Origin of the sequence: Amycolatopsis sp. NPDC059027 (genome assembly GCF_042739735.1) — a bacterium.
Lineage (GTDB): Bacteria > Actinomycetota > Actinomycetes > Mycobacteriales > Pseudonocardiaceae > Amycolatopsis.
Genome location: NZ_JBHYIK010000094.1, coordinates 16,420 through 29,697, shown reverse-complemented (window position 1 = coordinate 29,697; position 13,278 = coordinate 16,420). Strand labels below are relative to the sequence as shown.

Sequence of the window (13,278 nt, the reverse complement as noted above, 5' to 3'; positions counted from 1 at the left end):
CCTTAAGGGCGTCAGACGCCCGTAAGGTGGCCTTAACGGCGTTTCCCGCAGGGGGGTGTGGAGGCCGGGGTGTCGTGAGCGGCGGGGAGATGCGACGTGGGGGTCCCTCGGTGCGTTGCCTGTACTCAAGGCGTCCTTCGCTGCGTCCAGCGCACTGAAAGCGTCCTTCGGCTCATGGGTCACGAGATCGGCTCCGACCTGCGGAAAGAGAGCAAGGGACCTTTGCTAACGTCCCTTGGCAAGCCAACCATTAGTGCACTAAGCAACGGGAGCAAAGGTCCCTTGCTCCCGCTCAGCCCGCGATCGGTGCCACCACCGCGCCGGTGAGCCGCACCAGCTCGGCCGGGGCGAGTTCGACCTCCAGGCCGCGCCGCCCCGCCGAGCAGTACACGGTCTCGAACTTCTCGGCTGTCGCGTCGATCACCACCGGGATCCGGCTGCGGTGCCCGAGCGGCGAGATCCCGCCCAGCACGTACCCTGTCGCCCGCTGCGCGGCGGCCGGGTCGGCCATTTTCGCCTTCTTGCCGCCCGCCGCGGCCGCCAGCGCCTTCAGATCCAGCTGGCCGGTGACCGGGACCACCCCGACGGTCAGCTTGCCGTCGACGTCGGCGACCAGGGTCTTGAACACGCGCGCGGGGTCGAGACCGAGGGCGTCGGCCGCCTCCGAACCGAACGACTCGTGACGCGGATCATGGTCGTAGGAATGCAGTTCGTGGGCGACTTTCTGCTTCGCGAGCAGCGCGGTCGCCGGGGTTCCCTTACCGGCCATGGGCGTTGAGTGTGCCAGAGCCGGGGAATGCGGCAACGCCGTTTCCGGTTGTAGCGGGTGTGAACACCACGCTCACCCTCCCTCGTCAGACCGGCAGGCGCCGTTCCGAGCGCCCTGGCACGGCCCGCGTAAACTCGCGGGTGCCGTATGCGCGCCCGCGCATCGGCCCCGACCGGGAAGGGAACGGTTTGCCGAGCACGCAGAATTCCGCGCAGGAGGAGGTCGCGGACGTCCAGGAGGCGGCCGAGCGCGCCGAGCGCTTCGAGCGGGACGCGATGCCGCTGCTCGATCAGCTGTACTCGGCGGCGATGCGGATGACCCGCAACCCAGCCGACGCCGAGGACCTGGTCCAGGAGACCTACCTCAAGGCGTACGGGGCGTTCGCCTCCTTCAAGGAGGGCACGAACCTCAAGGCGTGGATGTACCGCATCCTCACCAACACCTACATCAACGGCTACCGCAAGCGTCAGCGGCAGCCGGTACAGCAGCCCACCGACGAGATCAGCGACTGGCAGATCGCCAAGGCCGAGAGCCACACCTCCAGCGGATTGCGGTCGGCCGAGGTCGAGGCGATGGACAACCTCCCCGACACTGATGTCAAGGCCGCGCTGCAGAAGCTGCCGGAGGAGTTCCGGCTGGCTGTCTACCTCGCCGACGTCGAGGGCTTCGCGTACAAGGAGATCGCCGAGATCATGGAAACGCCGATCGGTACCGTGATGTCCCGTCTGCACCGTGGCCGCGCGCAGCTGCGCGACCTGCTCGCCGACGTCGCGCGCGAGCGCGGCTTCATCCGCCGTGATCGCCAGGAGGTGGCGGGGCGATGAACTACTGCGAGGACGCAGGCGACGCCGAGGCCAAGGTGCGTTGCGAGGAGGCGCTCGCCGAGATCTACCTGGTGCTCGACAAGGAGTGCAGTCCTGAGCGGGACGCGGTGCTGCGCAAGCACATCGAGGACTGCCCGCCGTGCCTCGAGGAGTTCGGCATCGACGAGCAGCTCAAGCAGCTGCTGGCCCGCAAGTGCGGGGGTGACCACGCGCCGGACGACCTCAAGAGCAGGCTGCGCGCGTCGATCCGCAAGACCGTCGCCACGCGCGGCAACGTCACGGTGGAGCGCACCGAGATCAGCGTCGAGGAACGCTCCGAGTAGTTTCGCCGGAGAACGGCGACGGCCCCCGTACCGGCTGGTGCGGGGGCCGTTTCACGCCGATGCTCAGGCGTTGGGCTTCTTGCCGTGGTTCGCGCCGTTCTTCTTCCGGTCGCGACGCTTGCGGGCGCGCTTCGACATCGTTCACTCCTTGCTGCGTATGTTCCAGACCGTGGGTGGCCACTGCGGGGCGCTGACGCGCCTGCCGGGCTCGGGTCAACCTCCCTAGTGTGGCATGCGCTCCGCTCACCTGGTCGGGCGCCTGTGCCGATGGTTGGATGGGGGCCGGAGAGAGGCAGGAGGACGTCGATGGCCGAGATCAGGGCGGAAATGGTCGGCACCGTGCTCGAAGTGGTCGCCGAGCCCGGTACGGCGCTGGCGGCCGGGCAGACCGTGGTGATCCTGGAGTCGATGAAGATGGAGCTGCCGGTGGCGACCGAGGGCGCGGGCACGCTGACCAGCGTCGCGGTGGCCAAGGGTGACCTCGTCCAGCAGGGCGACCTGCTCGGGGTGGTCGAGTAACCCGGTGTCCACGCTTTCCGATCTGCTCGCCGAGAACACCGGCCTTCCCGGGGAGGCGGCGGATCACCTCCAGACCGTCGTCGCCGAATGGCAACTACTCGCGGACCTCTCGTTCGCCGACTTCCTGCTCTGGGTGCCGGTCGCGCAGGACCTGCAGCCCGAGGGCGGCGACTTCGTCTGCGTCGCCCACGCCCGGCCGACGACGGCGCCCACCGCGCATCCCGAGGACGTCGTCGGCGCGCGGTTCACCGTCGAGGAGCATCCGCAACTCGCGCGTGCCATGCGGGAGAGGCGGATCTGCCGTGAAGAGGATCCGCACTGGTATCGCGATCTGCCGATGCGCCGCGAAGCGGTGCCGGTGACGTTCGGCGGCAAGGTCATAGCGGCGCTCAGCCGGGAGACGAACCTGGCGGCGCCACGGGTGCCGAGCCCGCTCGAAATCGCCTATCTCGGCAGCGCCGGCGATCTGTGCCAGATGATCGTCGACGGGACTTTTCCCAGTCGTGGCAACGAAACCGACACGCACACGAGCCCGAGGGTCGGTGACGGGCTGATCCGGCTCGACCCAAGCGGAACCGTCGTGTTCGCCAGCCCGAACGGGCTTTCGGCGTATCACCGGATGGGGCACGAGTCCGATCTGGTCGGGACCCGGCTGGCGCCGCTGACCCGGTCGCTGATCCGAGATCCGTTCGACGCCACCGAGGTGTCGCACCGGATCATCGAGGCGCTCGACGGGAAACCGAGCAGCCGCACCGAGGCCGATTCGCGGCGCGGCGCCGTGGTGCTGTTCCGCGCGCTGCCGCTGCGCCCGGCCGGGCAGGCCGCGGGCGCGCTGGTGCTGGTGCGTGATGTCACCGAGGTCAAGCGGCGGGACCGCGCGCTGCTGTCCAAGGACGCGACGATCCGCGAGATCCACCACCGGGTCAAGAACAACCTGCAGACGGTGGCCGCGCTGCTGCGGCTGCAGTCGCGGCGGACGTCCTCGGAGGAGGCGCGGCTCGCGCTCGCCGAATCCGTGCGCCGGGTGACGTCGATCGCGCTGGTGCACGAGGCGCTGTCCATCTCCGTGGACGAGCGGGTCGATCTGGACAGCCTGCTCGACAACGTCCTGCCGATGGTGGGCGAGGTGGCCACCGCCGAGTCCCAGGTCAGCCTCTCGCGGGAGGGCTCGTTCGGGGTGGTCGTGGCCGAGATCGCGACGCCGCTGGTGATGGTGCTCGCCGAGTTGGTGCAGAACGCCGTCGAGCACGCGTTCCCGAACGGGCGCTCGGGCAAGGTCGAGCTGATCGTGGAGCGTTCGGCGCGCTGGCTGGACGTGCTGATCCGGGACAACGGGCGCGGGCTGCCGTCCGGGTTCTCGCTGGAGCGCAGCGACGGGCTCGGCCTGCAGATCGTGCGGACGCTGGTGGAGTCGGAACTGCGCGGCTCGCTTTCGCTCCGGAAAGTCCGTGCCGACGCCGGAACCTCGCGCCAGGCGGGTACCGAAGCCGCGCTCCGCATCCCGCTGTCCCGCCGTCTCTGACGAGATCTCCGTCCAAACACGACGGACCTCCACCCGCGCACGCCGGATCTCTTGGCAGGCACGCGAAATCCCTCTCGGCGCACGGCAGTGTCCCTTGTGGACGTCGGGTGCGAAGGGTGGATCTCGCGTGATCGGGCGCGGAACTCGTGTGATTGAACGGAGATCTCGCGTGATTGGGGGCGTCACTCGCGTGATCAGGCGGAGAAGACACGAGGAAGGGCCGACACCTGGTGGTGTCGGCCCTTTCCACGTTTCGCGGGAGGACATGAAGTCCTGGTGAGGCTACGCGGTACCCGTACCCGGGTGGTTTCACCTCGGTTGATAAAATGGAACCGGGTAGGTATCACCCCAGACGGCGCGGGCATGCTGCTACCGCGCCGGGTGAATTTCCTCGGCTCCGTGGTGGTGCTGGTGGTGCTTGACGAAACTGTGGTGCTGTGAGAATCAGGCGTTGGTGCGCGTGCCGATGTGCGTACGGCGGCGCTTGAGCGCGCGTCGCTCGTCCTCGCTCATGCCGCCCCACACGCCGGCGTCCTGGCCGCTGGCCAGAGCCCAGGCCAGGCAGTCGGAAGCGACGGTGCAGCGGTGGCACACGGCCTTCGCCTGCGCTACCTGCGACAGAGCAGGACCACTGGTTCCCACGGGGAAGAACAGCTCGGGGTCCTCGTCTCGGCAGGCCGCGTCGTGGCGCCAGTCCATGTTCGTGAGCTCCTTCATAACGGCGCGGTACTCCGCGCCATAGTCGTCATGGCGGTCGTGTTCTTGGGTGCTTGTGAATGCTTTCACGAAGCACCGCTTTCGACAAGGGTTTTCCGAAGATCGGTGAGTCAGCTCACCCGGCCGAGCGACGCGTCTGACCTGCGGTTTCCGTCCGAAACGGCCTTCGGTTGGGAAGGCCGATGCGGTGAGTGGAGGTTCTGCGTCGACGAGCGGCATGTAACGCTTTGCCGCAGGCGATCAGAGGTCCGGTGGCGACACGATTACCGTGAGTGCATCCGGGACACTGACGAACTCCACTCCGGTCCGCTGCCCGACCAGGTCGCCGTCCACCTGGAAGTGTACCGGTTCAGCTGCGTCGATGCGGATCTTCGGCAGATCATCGTGACGAAGGAGACGTCGCCCGCGCTGGTTGCTCTCGGTGAGCAAAGCTTGCCGTACATGCCTGAACACGGTCGGCAAGCTCATACCGTTCAACGCGAACAGGCCGAGTCCGGTCTCGAACGAACAATCGCTGTTGAGATGAACGGCCCTGTCACCCAGGTAGGTCCACGGATCGGTGTTGGACACGAAAGCGGTCATCGCCTCGGCGGGTTCCTCGCCGGGGAGGTGGATCGTGAGGGCGGGACGGCCCAGCGGCGGCCGGAAGTAGCTGCCGACGGCGGCGCGGAGATAGAGTGCCGCGCTCGTCTGCTTGCCACGGCGCTTCGCGACCTTCCCGACGACGTCGGCGTCCCAGCCGAGGCCGGCGTTGAAGGTGAACCAGTGGCCGTCGGCGAGGCCGAGGCCGATCCGGCGGGAGCGATCGTGCTCCAGCGCGTACAGCAGCTGGTGGGTCGCCTCGACGGGATCGGGCGAGATACCCAGTGCGCGCGCGAAGACGTTGGCCGAGCCGCCCGGTACGACGCCGAGCATCGGGCCGTCGCCCACCCGCGCGGGGCTGGCGTCCGCCAGCAGGCCGTTGACGACCTCGTTGACGGTGCCGTCGCCCCCGTGCGCCACCACCAGGTCGAAGCCGTCGCGTGCCGCCGCCCTGGCCACCGCGAGCGCGTGCCCGCGGTAGTCGGTCTCGACGACGTCGAGCTTCACCTGGCTGGCGAGCGCGTGCGCCAGCACGTCCCGGCCACCGGCGGTGGTCGAGGTGGCTTGGGGGTTCACGACGAGGATCGCGCGCACTACCGCAGGGTAAGTGACGTCCACCGGGCGGAGAACCTTCCAGCGCACAAGGGTGACCAGAAGCTCAGCCCCGCTCCTGGCGGGTGGCGTCCTCGCAACAGCACCGGTGACCCTGTGGCGGGCGGCCCTCCTCTACTGCCGGTGAGTCTCCGCTCGTCGTGACAAGTGCACCCGGGCCGACCGCCCGCTCATCGACGACACTGCTGATTTTTGCCGCCCGGCGGCCCCGCGAAAACGGCCGACCGGGTGGCATACCATCGAAAGTGCTCACGTACGGTGACTCGCCCAGGTCGAGGCCACCGCGCTCCGGAAAAGCCGCCAGGAAGGCCGTTCGACGTGCCCCTCGCCGACAAGCTCTCGCCCGCCCCCCGTGAGGTCCGGCTGGCCGGCGTCATCTCCGCCGTGCCCTCGCTCGGGCTGCTCGTCTTCGGCGTGGTCGTGCTGGTCAGGGGCCTTCAGGAGCCCGCGCTGCCCGGCAACAACATCTACGCCGAGGTCGCCACCTACGTCGTGCTCGCGCTCATGTTCCTGGCCGCGTCGGCGGGCCTGATCCTCGGCAAGACGTGGGCGCGGTCGCCGGGCGTGGTCGTCGCGCTGATGCTCGTCGGGATCGGCTGGTACATCCTCGGGCCGTCCGGGCAGCCGGTGTGGGGCGTGCCGCTGGCGATCCTCGGCATCGCGACGCTGGTGCTGCTGTTCCGCCGCCCGTCGCGTGCCTGGGCGCTGGGGCTGCAGGAAGGCGAGAGCGAGGAGGACGCCGCGGAGCGTGGCGGCCTCGCGGGCCGCCGCGCCGAACGCGAGCGCCGCGAGCAGGATCAGGGCTGACCAGCGGTTTTCTCCGCGCGGGAGAGCAAGGGACCTTTGCTAGCGTTGCTTAACGCGCTAATCGTTGGCTTGCTCAAGGGTGTTAGCAAAGGTCCCTTGCTTCGCTCCGGCGGTAGTAAAGGTCCCTCGCTCCCGTTCTCGGGTGGCTCATGCGCCCCAATGTGGCCGTTCGGTGCGTTGAGCGCACCCAACGCCACATTGGGGCGCTCGTCCGCCGGGCGGCACAGCCGCGTCAGGCTTCGGTGGCGAGCGCGCGAAGTGAGTCGTCGGTGAGGCGGTTCACGGTCCATTCGTCCATCGGGACCGCGCCGAGCGACTTGTAGAACTCCGTCGCTGGGTTCCAGTTCAGCACCCACCACTCCAGCCGGGCGTAGCCGCGCGCGACGCATTCGGCGGCCAGCGTCGCGAGCATCGCCTTGCCGAGCCCGGTGCCCCGCTGCGACGGCCGGACGTACAGGTCCTCCAGGTAGATCCCGTGCACCCCGCGCCAGGTCGAGAAGTTCAGGAACCACAGCATGAATCCGACGACCTCGCCGTCGACCACGGCGACGTGGCCGAACAGGGCGGGGGACTCGCCGAACAGTGCCGTCCGCAGCTGGTCGGCGGTCAGGTGGCATTCGTCGCGGGCGCGTTCGTACTCCGCGAGGTCGTAGACCAGTTCGACGACGGCGTCGACGTCTTCCTCGCGGACGCGGCGGATGCGGTCGTCGGGCATTCAGGCCTCCAGCAGCGGCAGCAGGTTGAGGTGTTCGATCTGCGGTTCGCCGCGTTCGTCGCCGAGCACCGCGATCCCGGCCGGGTCGAGTCCGAAGTGGACGCCCGAAGTGGACGGCAGGCCGAGCCAGCGTGCCACCAGCACCCGGCTGAAATGCCCGTGTCCCACCAGGATGACGTCGCCGCGCTCGACCTCGCGCCGGGCCCGGTCGAGCAGTTTGTCCGCCCGCGCCTGGACGTCCTCGGCGCTTTCGCCGCCGGGAATCGGATGCGTCCAGACCGTCCACCCCGGAAAGGTCTCCCGGATCGTCGGGGTGGTGACGCCTTCGTAGTCGCCGTAGTCCCATTCGGCGAGGTCCTCGGTCACCTCGTCCACGCGCAGCCCGGCCAGTTCGGCCGTGCGCTGGGCGCGGGTGCGCGGGCTGGACAGCACGAGCGCGGGACCGCCGACCAGGGTGCGCAGGGTGCCGCCCGCCGCGCGTGCCTGGCCTTCGCCCGCCGAGGTCAGCGGGATGTCGGTGCGTCCGGTGTGCCTGCCGTTGACCGACCATTCGGTCTGGCCATGCCTGAGAAGAAAGAGCCGATGAGCCACGCGGCCGAATATACGGCCCGTTTGCGAAGCGGGTCCCGCGTCTGCTTAGCTACCCGTGAGTAACTTCGTGAGGGAGACGGATATGGCAGACAGCCCGACATTCGCGCTGTGGCGCAAGCTGGCCGCGAAACCCGGCGGGAAGCAGCTGTTCTCCGCGGCGATGTGCCTGCGTGTTCCCTACTTCCGCACGGTGCTGCCCTCGGTGCGCGAGCTGCGCCCCGCGTACTGCGAGGTGACCGCGCCGAAGTGGTGGGGTGTTTACAACCACATCAGCACGTTCCACGCGATCGCCGCGTGCAACCTCGCGGAGATCGCCATGGGCATGCTCGCCGAGGCCACCGTCCCTGGCACGCACCGCTGGCTGCCGAAGGGTATGACCGTCTCCTACGTCGCCAAGGCGGAGACGAGCCTGCGCGCGGTAGCCCAACTCCCGGAAGTGCCCGAATTCGGCGAGGACGGCTTCGAGCTGCCCGTGCCGGTGACCATCACCGACACGAACGGGAAACCGGTCGTGACGGCGACGATCACCATTTGGGTCACGCCGAAGAAGAAGTCCTAGAGCGGTTTGTACTGCACGTACGTCGTCTGCTTGAACACGTTGTTCCCGGCGGGCGACGGCAGGCCGAGGCGGCGGTCGACGAGAGCGCCGAGCGGTCCGCAGTGCTGTGTCGCGGGCAGTGCGAGTGCTTGGTCGACGACGCCGAAATAGTAGGTCGGCGGGTCTTTCGAGATCACTTTCCGTGGTACGGCGGGATCGTCGTACACCACCGAACGCAGCGGTTTCGGCGGACTTCCGAGCGTGCATTCCCCCGGTAGCAGCGGATGCCGCAGTTCCGCGAAGAGGTCGAGTTCGCCGCGCCGGTTCCCGACGGTCCGGAAATCGGAATGTCCGCCATAGCGCAGCCGGATCGTCGTGCCGAACACCCCGGGAACGCGCGCGGGAGAATGGCGCAGCGCGCCGAAGATTTGCGCGTATTGTCCGTTCACCCGTCCTTCGGCGAAGGTCATCCGCAGTTCGCCGAGCGGGATCTCGCGGTCCCGGATGGTCAGCGTCCCCTGGGAGACGAAGGCCTCGCACCGCCACGTGCCGGGGTCGGCGTTCGCGGGTGGTGCCGGGCAGTCGCGGAAGTCGAACGTGGGCACCGGGTCCGGCGCGTTCCCGGCAGGTGCCGGACCCAGAGCCAGGGTGGCCGCGGTGAAACCCGCGGCGGCCAGCGTGAACAACGTCATGATGCCAGCCTGCTGTGTCCTGTACCACACCACATCGGGTGAATCACCCAGGGGAAACCCGGAAAAAACCGCCGCTACTAAACACCGTTTACCAACTTGGTGCGACGATCGCGGGCATGTCTGTCTTGAATCGCCGTCGCTTTCTCGGCCTCACCGCGCTCAACACCGCCGCCGCGCTCGGTGTCACGACCGTTTCGGCCAGGACCGCCCGCGCGGAAAGCGCCGCTCTGCCCGAGGAGGTGCCCGCCGTAGTGATCGGCAGCGGCTACGGCGCGGCGGTCACCGCGCTGCGCCTCGGCGCCGCGGGCGTCGGCACGCTGGTGCTGGAGATGGGCAAGCTCTGGAACAGCGCGGGCGCGGACGGGAAGACGTTCTGCGACATGCTGAAACCGGACGAGCGCTCGATGTGGTTCACCCGGCGCACCCAGGCGCCGCTCGCCTCGTTCCTCTGGCTCGACGTCGTGAACCGCGACATCAAGTCGTACGCGGGCGTGCTCGACCGGGTGAGTTTCGGCGACATGTCCGTCTACGTCGGACGCGGTGTCGGCGGCGGTTCGCTCGTCAACGGCGCGATGGCGGTGACGCCGAAACGGGACTATTTCACCGAAATCCTGCCCGAGGTCGACGCGGACGAGATGTACCGCGTGTACTTCCCCCGGGCGAACGCGGGGCTGGGCACCAACCACGTGGATCCCGGCTGGTTCGAGACGTGCAAGTCCTACCGGTACGCCAGGGTTTCCCGGAAAGCCGCGCGGCGGGCGGGCTTCACCACGACGTTCGTGCCCAGCGTCTACGACTTCGGCTATCTGCAACGGGAAGAAGCCGGGCAGGTCCCGCGCTCCGCGCTCGCGTCCGAGGTCATCTACGGCAACAACCACGGAAAGCGCTCCCTCGACAAGTCGTACCTCGCCGCCGCGCTCGGCACCGGGCACGTCACCGTCCAGTCGCTGCACCAGGTCCGCGAGATCCTCCCGCAGCCGGACGGCCGGTACACGCTGGTCGTGCGCGAACTCGACGCCGAGGGCACGGTGCTCGCGACCAAGCACGTCACCACGCGGTTCCTGTTCCTCGGCGCGGGCAGCCTCGGGTCCACCGAACTGCTGCTGCGGGCCCGCGACACCGGACGGCTGCCCGCGCTGAACGACCAGATCGGGCAGGGGTGGGGCACCAACGGCAACGTCATGCTCGGCCGCGCCAACCACCTCTGGGACGTCACCGGCAGCACGCAGTCCTGCATGCCCGCGCTGGGCATCGACAACTGGCACGATCCCGTGCACCCCGTCTTCGCCGAGATCGCGCCGATGCCCGCCGGGCTCGAGAACTGGGTCAGCCTCTACCTCGCGATCACGAAGAACCCGGAACGCGGCCACTTCAGCTACGACGCGGCCACCGACTCCGCGCGGCTGCACTGGGCGGCCGGCCAGGGCCAGGCCTCGATCGACGCGGCGAAGGCGCTGTTCGACCGGATCAACCGCGCCAACACCACGATCTACCGCCACGACCTCTTCGGCGACACCAGGCCGTTCGAGAACCGGTTCACCTATCACCCGCTGGGCGGACTGGTGCTGGGCAAGGCGACGGACAACTACGGCCGGGTCAAGGGCTACCGGAACCTGTACGTCGTCGACGGTTCGCTCATCCCGGGCAGCACCGGCGTGAACCCGTTCGTGACGATCACCGCGCTGGCCGAACGCAACGTCGAGCGCGTACTCGCGGAGGACGTGCTCAGCTGAGCGCGAGAACGCCGACAGTTCCTGCGTCGGCGGCCTCGCGGGGCGTCACGAGGGGAGAGAGCGCAGCTTCTCGTAGTAGGCGACGCAGTCTTCGTACGCCGGGAGGAGGCCCTGCTCGCGCGCTTCCGCGACAGTCGGGGCGGTTCGGTCCTTTTCGGACAGGATCGGGGTCAGGTCCGCGGGCCACGGCAGGTCGAGCTCGGGGTCGAGCGGGTTAACGCCGTGTTCGCCCGACGGGTTGTACGGCTCCGAGCACAGGTAGCTCATGACCGTGTCGTCTTCGAGCGCGACGAACGCGTGCCCGAGCCCCTCGGCGATGTACATCGCGCGGAAATCGGTGCCGTCCAGCAGCGCGGTGTCCCACTGCCCGAATGTGGGCGAGCCGACCCGCAGGTCGACGACGACGTCGAGCATCGAGCCGCGCGGGCAGTACACGTACTTCGCCTGTCCGGGTGGCGTGTCGGCGAAGTGGATGCCGCGGATCACACCGCGCCGCGAAACGCTGTGGTTCGTCTGGGCCAGCCGCAGGGGATGTCCGACCGTCTCCCGCAGCGCTTCCGCCTGGAACGGCGCGCTGAACAATCCGCGGTCGTCGGGGAATACGCGGGGGGTGAATTCGTAGGCGTCGAGGACGCGCAACCGCCGGAAATCCATTCCTCCACCTTATCCGGGCTCTTGAAAACCGGACGGACGTCTTGGGAAAGAAGGAAGATCGCGCTGTGACATGAACCGCACCTCGGGGTCGGGCGCGGCCGGGCTCCTGTCACAATGGTCGGACCGCCGCGTCCGCGGTCATCGCCCAACCCACGGCGCCGATGGCCGATGCGACGCCCGGCGACAGGCCGGCGCTACCGCGCTGGGCTGCCGTGCCGGAGGACAAGTCCCATGGGTGCTTTGGTGCGCCTTCGCCAGGCCCTTGTGGTCCCCCGCTCGCAGTCCCAGGAGAAATCAAGTGACACACTTTCGAACCGCGAGTTCCGTGGTCCCTGCTGAAGGGATGACCGAACCGACGACAGGAACCACGATGGACGACCAGTCCCGCGCCGACGTGACCCCGGCACCGGTGACCGACGAGGAGATCTTCGACCGGCACGAGGGCGGCAAGCTCGCCGTGGCGGCCACCCGGCCGATCTCCGACCCGCGCGATCTCGCCATCGCGTACACCCCGGGCGTGGCGAAGGTGAGCCGCGCGATCGCCGAGGACGCCGCCAAGGCCAAGCGGTACACCTGGGCGGACCGGCTCGTCGTGGTGGTGAGTGACGGGACGGCGGTCCTCGGCCTCGGCGACATCGGCGCGAGCGCCTCGCTGCCGGTCATGGAGGGCAAGTCGGTCCTCTTCAAGACGTTCGGCGGGCTCGACTCGATACCGCTGGTGCTGGACACCACCGACGTCGACGAGATCGTCGAGACGCTCGTCCGGCTGCGGCCCTCCTACGGCGCGGTGAACCTCGAGGACATCTCCGCGCCGCGCTGCTTCGAGCTGGAGGACAAGCTCAAGCAGGCGCTGGACTGCCCGGTCATGCACGACGACCAGCACGGCACCGCGATCGTGACGCTGGCCGCGCTGCGCGGGGCGAACCTGGTCCTCGGCCGCGACATCGCCGCGGAGCGTGTCGTCATCTCCGGTGCGGGCGCCGCCGGCGTGGCCTGCACGAAGATCCTGCAGGCGGCGGGTGTCGCCGACGTCACTGTGCTGGACTCGCGCGGCATCATCCACGCCGGCCGGGACGGGCTGAACCCGGTGAAGACCGAGCTGGCGCGCACCACCAACGCCGCGGGGCTGACCGGCGGGCTGGCCGAGGCGCTCGAAGGCGCCGATGTGTTCGTCGGGCTCTCCGGCGCGACCATCGACGAGACGCTGCTGGGCCGCATGGCCGACGACGCGATCGTGTTCGCGCTGTCCAACCCGGACCCGGAGGTCCATCCCGAGGTCGCGGCGCGCTACGCCTCGATCGTGGCCACCGGGCGCAGCGACTTCCCGAACCAGATCAACAACGTCCTGGCGTTCCCCGGCGTCTTCCGCGGCGCGCTCGACGCCGGTGCGCGGGCCATCACGGAGAACATGAAGCTCGCCGCGGCCGACGCGATCGTGGCCGTCGCGCAGGACGACCTCGGCCCGGACCGCATCGTGCCGAGCGCGCTCGACCCGCGGGTGGCGATCGAGGTCGCCGCCGCGGTGGCGAAGGCCGCCGAAGCCGACGGCGTCACCGGCTGATCCTCGCGTGAGCTGAAGGGGGGGGGTGAGAGGCGTGTTTGGAGTGTATAAACCAGACAACCACACCGCGGGGGAGTGGGGGGGGGGGGGGGGGGCGGCTGCGGGGGGGGGGGGGGTGC

General features: G+C 69.0%; 17 protein-coding genes. 9 read left to right on the top strand and 8 right to left on the bottom strand.

Features of this window, described 5'->3' with window-relative positions; genetic code table 11:
• Positions 1-292: 292 nt before the first annotated feature.
• Complete coding sequence (gene ybaK, locus ACFWY9_RS40225; RefSeq protein ID WP_378323122.1) at positions 293-769, bottom strand: Cys-tRNA(Pro) deacylase; 477 nt, start codon at positions 767-769, stop codon at positions 293-295.
• Between the two features lie 188 nt (positions 770-957).
• Between ybaK and ACFWY9_RS40220 the strand changes: the two genes are divergently transcribed.
• Positions 958-1,593, top strand: a complete 636-nt coding sequence (locus ACFWY9_RS40220) for a sigma-70 family RNA polymerase sigma factor (protein WP_378323135.1) — start codon at positions 958-960, stop codon at positions 1,591-1,593.
• The gene (rsrA, locus tag ACFWY9_RS40215; RefSeq protein ID WP_378323120.1) at positions 1,590-1,916 is read left to right on the top strand and encodes a mycothiol system anti-sigma-R factor; all 327 of its coding nucleotides are present in this window, start codon (positions 1,590-1,592) and stop codon (positions 1,914-1,916) included. Before ACFWY9_RS40220 ends, rsrA begins: the two co-directional genes overlap by 4 nt.
• A 63-nt stretch (positions 1,917-1,979) precedes the next feature.
• Here rsrA and ACFWY9_RS40210 read toward each other — a convergent pair whose 3' ends face one another.
• Positions 1,980-2,054 carry a 50S ribosomal protein bL37 gene (locus ACFWY9_RS40210; RefSeq protein WP_098515123.1) on the bottom strand — a complete coding sequence of 25 codons (75 nt, stop codon included), beginning with the start codon at positions 2,052-2,054 and terminating at the stop codon, positions 1,980-1,982.
• Positions 2,055-2,222: 168 nt separating this feature from the next.
• On the opposite strand from ACFWY9_RS40210, the gene ACFWY9_RS40205 reads away from it, so the two are divergent.
• From ACFWY9_RS40205 to ACFWY9_RS40195, 3 genes are all read left to right on the top strand, one after another.
• Entirely contained in the window at positions 2,223-2,435 is a 213-nt protein-coding gene (locus tag ACFWY9_RS40205) for a biotin/lipoyl-binding carrier protein (RefSeq protein ID WP_378323119.1), read from the top strand.
• A gap of 4 nt (positions 2,436-2,439) precedes the next feature.
• Positions 2,440-3,957: a sensor histidine kinase gene (locus ACFWY9_RS40200; RefSeq protein WP_378323118.1), complete on the top strand. Its 1,518-nt coding sequence runs from the start codon at positions 2,440-2,442 to the stop codon at positions 3,955-3,957.
• Positions 3,958-4,260: 303 nt separating this feature from the next.
• On the top strand, positions 4,261-4,398 hold the full coding sequence (locus ACFWY9_RS40195) for a hypothetical protein (RefSeq protein ID WP_378341342.1): 138 nt from the start codon (positions 4,261-4,263) through the stop codon (positions 4,396-4,398).
• A gap of 3 nt (positions 4,399-4,401) precedes the next feature.
• Here the strand turns inward: ACFWY9_RS40195 and ACFWY9_RS40190 are convergent, their stop codons facing one another.
• Entirely contained in the window at positions 4,402-4,656 is a 255-nt protein-coding gene (locus tag ACFWY9_RS40190) for a WhiB family transcriptional regulator (protein WP_072481920.1), read from the bottom strand.
• Positions 4,657-4,914: 258 nt separating this feature from the next.
• Complete coding sequence (locus ACFWY9_RS40185) at positions 4,915-5,850, bottom strand: diacylglycerol/lipid kinase family protein (RefSeq protein ID WP_378323117.1); 936 nt, start codon at positions 5,848-5,850, stop codon at positions 4,915-4,917.
• Positions 5,851-6,186: 336 nt separating this feature from the next.
• Here ACFWY9_RS40185 and ACFWY9_RS40180 point away from each other — a divergent pair, with 336 nt between their 5' ends.
• Positions 6,187-6,675 (top strand): hypothetical protein, encoded by a 489-nt coding sequence (locus tag ACFWY9_RS40180; protein ID WP_378323116.1) that lies wholly within the window; start codon positions 6,187-6,189, stop codon positions 6,673-6,675.
• A gap of 232 nt (positions 6,676-6,907) precedes the next feature.
• On the opposite strand, the gene ACFWY9_RS40175 is transcribed toward ACFWY9_RS40180, so the two are convergent.
• Both ACFWY9_RS40175 and ACFWY9_RS40170 read right to left on the bottom strand, forming a co-directional pair.
• Complete coding sequence (locus ACFWY9_RS40175; RefSeq protein ID WP_378341341.1) at positions 6,908-7,390, bottom strand: GNAT family N-acetyltransferase; 483 nt, start codon at positions 7,388-7,390, stop codon at positions 6,908-6,910.
• Positions 7,391-7,981 carry an acid phosphatase gene (locus ACFWY9_RS40170; protein WP_378323114.1) on the bottom strand — a complete coding sequence of 197 codons (591 nt, stop codon included), beginning with the start codon at positions 7,979-7,981 and terminating at the stop codon, positions 7,391-7,393.
• An 82-nt stretch (positions 7,982-8,063) separates the two neighbouring features.
• On the opposite strand from ACFWY9_RS40170, the gene ACFWY9_RS40165 reads away from it, so the two are divergent.
• Positions 8,064-8,540, top strand: coding sequence for a hotdog fold domain-containing protein (locus ACFWY9_RS40165; RefSeq protein ID WP_378323113.1), 477 nt, complete (start codon positions 8,064-8,066; stop codon positions 8,538-8,540).
• Here ACFWY9_RS40165 and ACFWY9_RS40160 read toward each other — a convergent pair.
• On the bottom strand, positions 8,537-9,211 hold the full coding sequence (locus ACFWY9_RS40160) for a hypothetical protein (protein WP_378323111.1): 675 nt from the start codon (positions 9,209-9,211) through the stop codon (positions 8,537-8,539). The genes ACFWY9_RS40165 and ACFWY9_RS40160 overlap by 4 nt on opposite strands.
• Positions 9,212-9,327: 116 nt before the next feature.
• Between ACFWY9_RS40160 and ACFWY9_RS40155 the strand changes: the two genes are divergently transcribed.
• Positions 9,328-10,944, top strand: coding sequence for a GMC oxidoreductase (locus ACFWY9_RS40155; RefSeq protein WP_378341340.1), 1,617 nt, complete (start codon positions 9,328-9,330; stop codon positions 10,942-10,944).
• A gap of 45 nt (positions 10,945-10,989) precedes the next feature.
• Here ACFWY9_RS40155 and ACFWY9_RS40150 read toward each other — a convergent pair whose 3' ends face one another.
• Positions 10,990-11,598: a dTDP-4-dehydrorhamnose 3,5-epimerase family protein gene (locus tag ACFWY9_RS40150; RefSeq protein WP_378341339.1), complete on the bottom strand. Its 609-nt coding sequence runs from the start codon at positions 11,596-11,598 to the stop codon at positions 10,990-10,992.
• A 370-nt stretch (positions 11,599-11,968) separates the two neighbouring features.
• Here ACFWY9_RS40150 and ACFWY9_RS40145 point away from each other — a divergent pair, with 370 nt between their 5' ends.
• Positions 11,969-13,159, top strand: coding sequence for an NADP-dependent malic enzyme (locus ACFWY9_RS40145; protein ID WP_378323107.1), 1,191 nt, complete (start codon positions 11,969-11,971; stop codon positions 13,157-13,159).
• Positions 13,160-13,278: the final 119 nt, after the last annotated feature.

Bases quoted from the DNA above. Each gene is read 5' to 3' on its own strand.
- ACFWY9_RS40160 (WP_378323111.1), bottom strand. From the start codon at position 9,211: ATGACGTTGTTCACGCTGGCCGCCGCGGGTTTCACCGCGGCCACCCTG.
- ACFWY9_RS40145 (WP_378323107.1), top strand. From the start codon at position 11,969: ATGGACGACCAGTCCCGCGCCGACGTGACCCCGGCACCGGTGACCGAC.
- rsrA (WP_378323120.1), top strand. From the start codon at position 1,590: ATGAACTACTGCGAGGACGCAGGCGACGCCGAGGCCAAGGTGCGTTGC.
- ACFWY9_RS40175 (WP_378341341.1), bottom strand. From the start codon at position 7,390: ATGCCCGACGACCGCATCCGCCGCGTCCGCGAGGAAGACGTCGACGCC.
- ACFWY9_RS40205 (WP_378323119.1), top strand. From the start codon at position 2,223: ATGGCCGAGATCAGGGCGGAAATGGTCGGCACCGTGCTCGAAGTGGTC.
- ACFWY9_RS40165 (WP_378323113.1), top strand. From the start codon at position 8,064: ATGGCAGACAGCCCGACATTCGCGCTGTGGCGCAAGCTGGCCGCGAAA.
- ACFWY9_RS40150 (WP_378341339.1), bottom strand. From the start codon at position 11,598: ATGGATTTCCGGCGGTTGCGCGTCCTCGACGCCTACGAATTCACCCCC.
- ACFWY9_RS40155 (WP_378341340.1), top strand. From the start codon at position 9,328: ATGTCTGTCTTGAATCGCCGTCGCTTTCTCGGCCTCACCGCGCTCAAC.
- ACFWY9_RS40190 (WP_072481920.1), bottom strand. From the start codon at position 4,656: ATGGACTGGCGCCACGACGCGGCCTGCCGAGACGAGGACCCCGAGCTG.
- ybaK (WP_378323122.1), bottom strand. From the start codon at position 769: ATGGCCGGTAAGGGAACCCCGGCGACCGCGCTGCTCGCGAAGCAGAAA.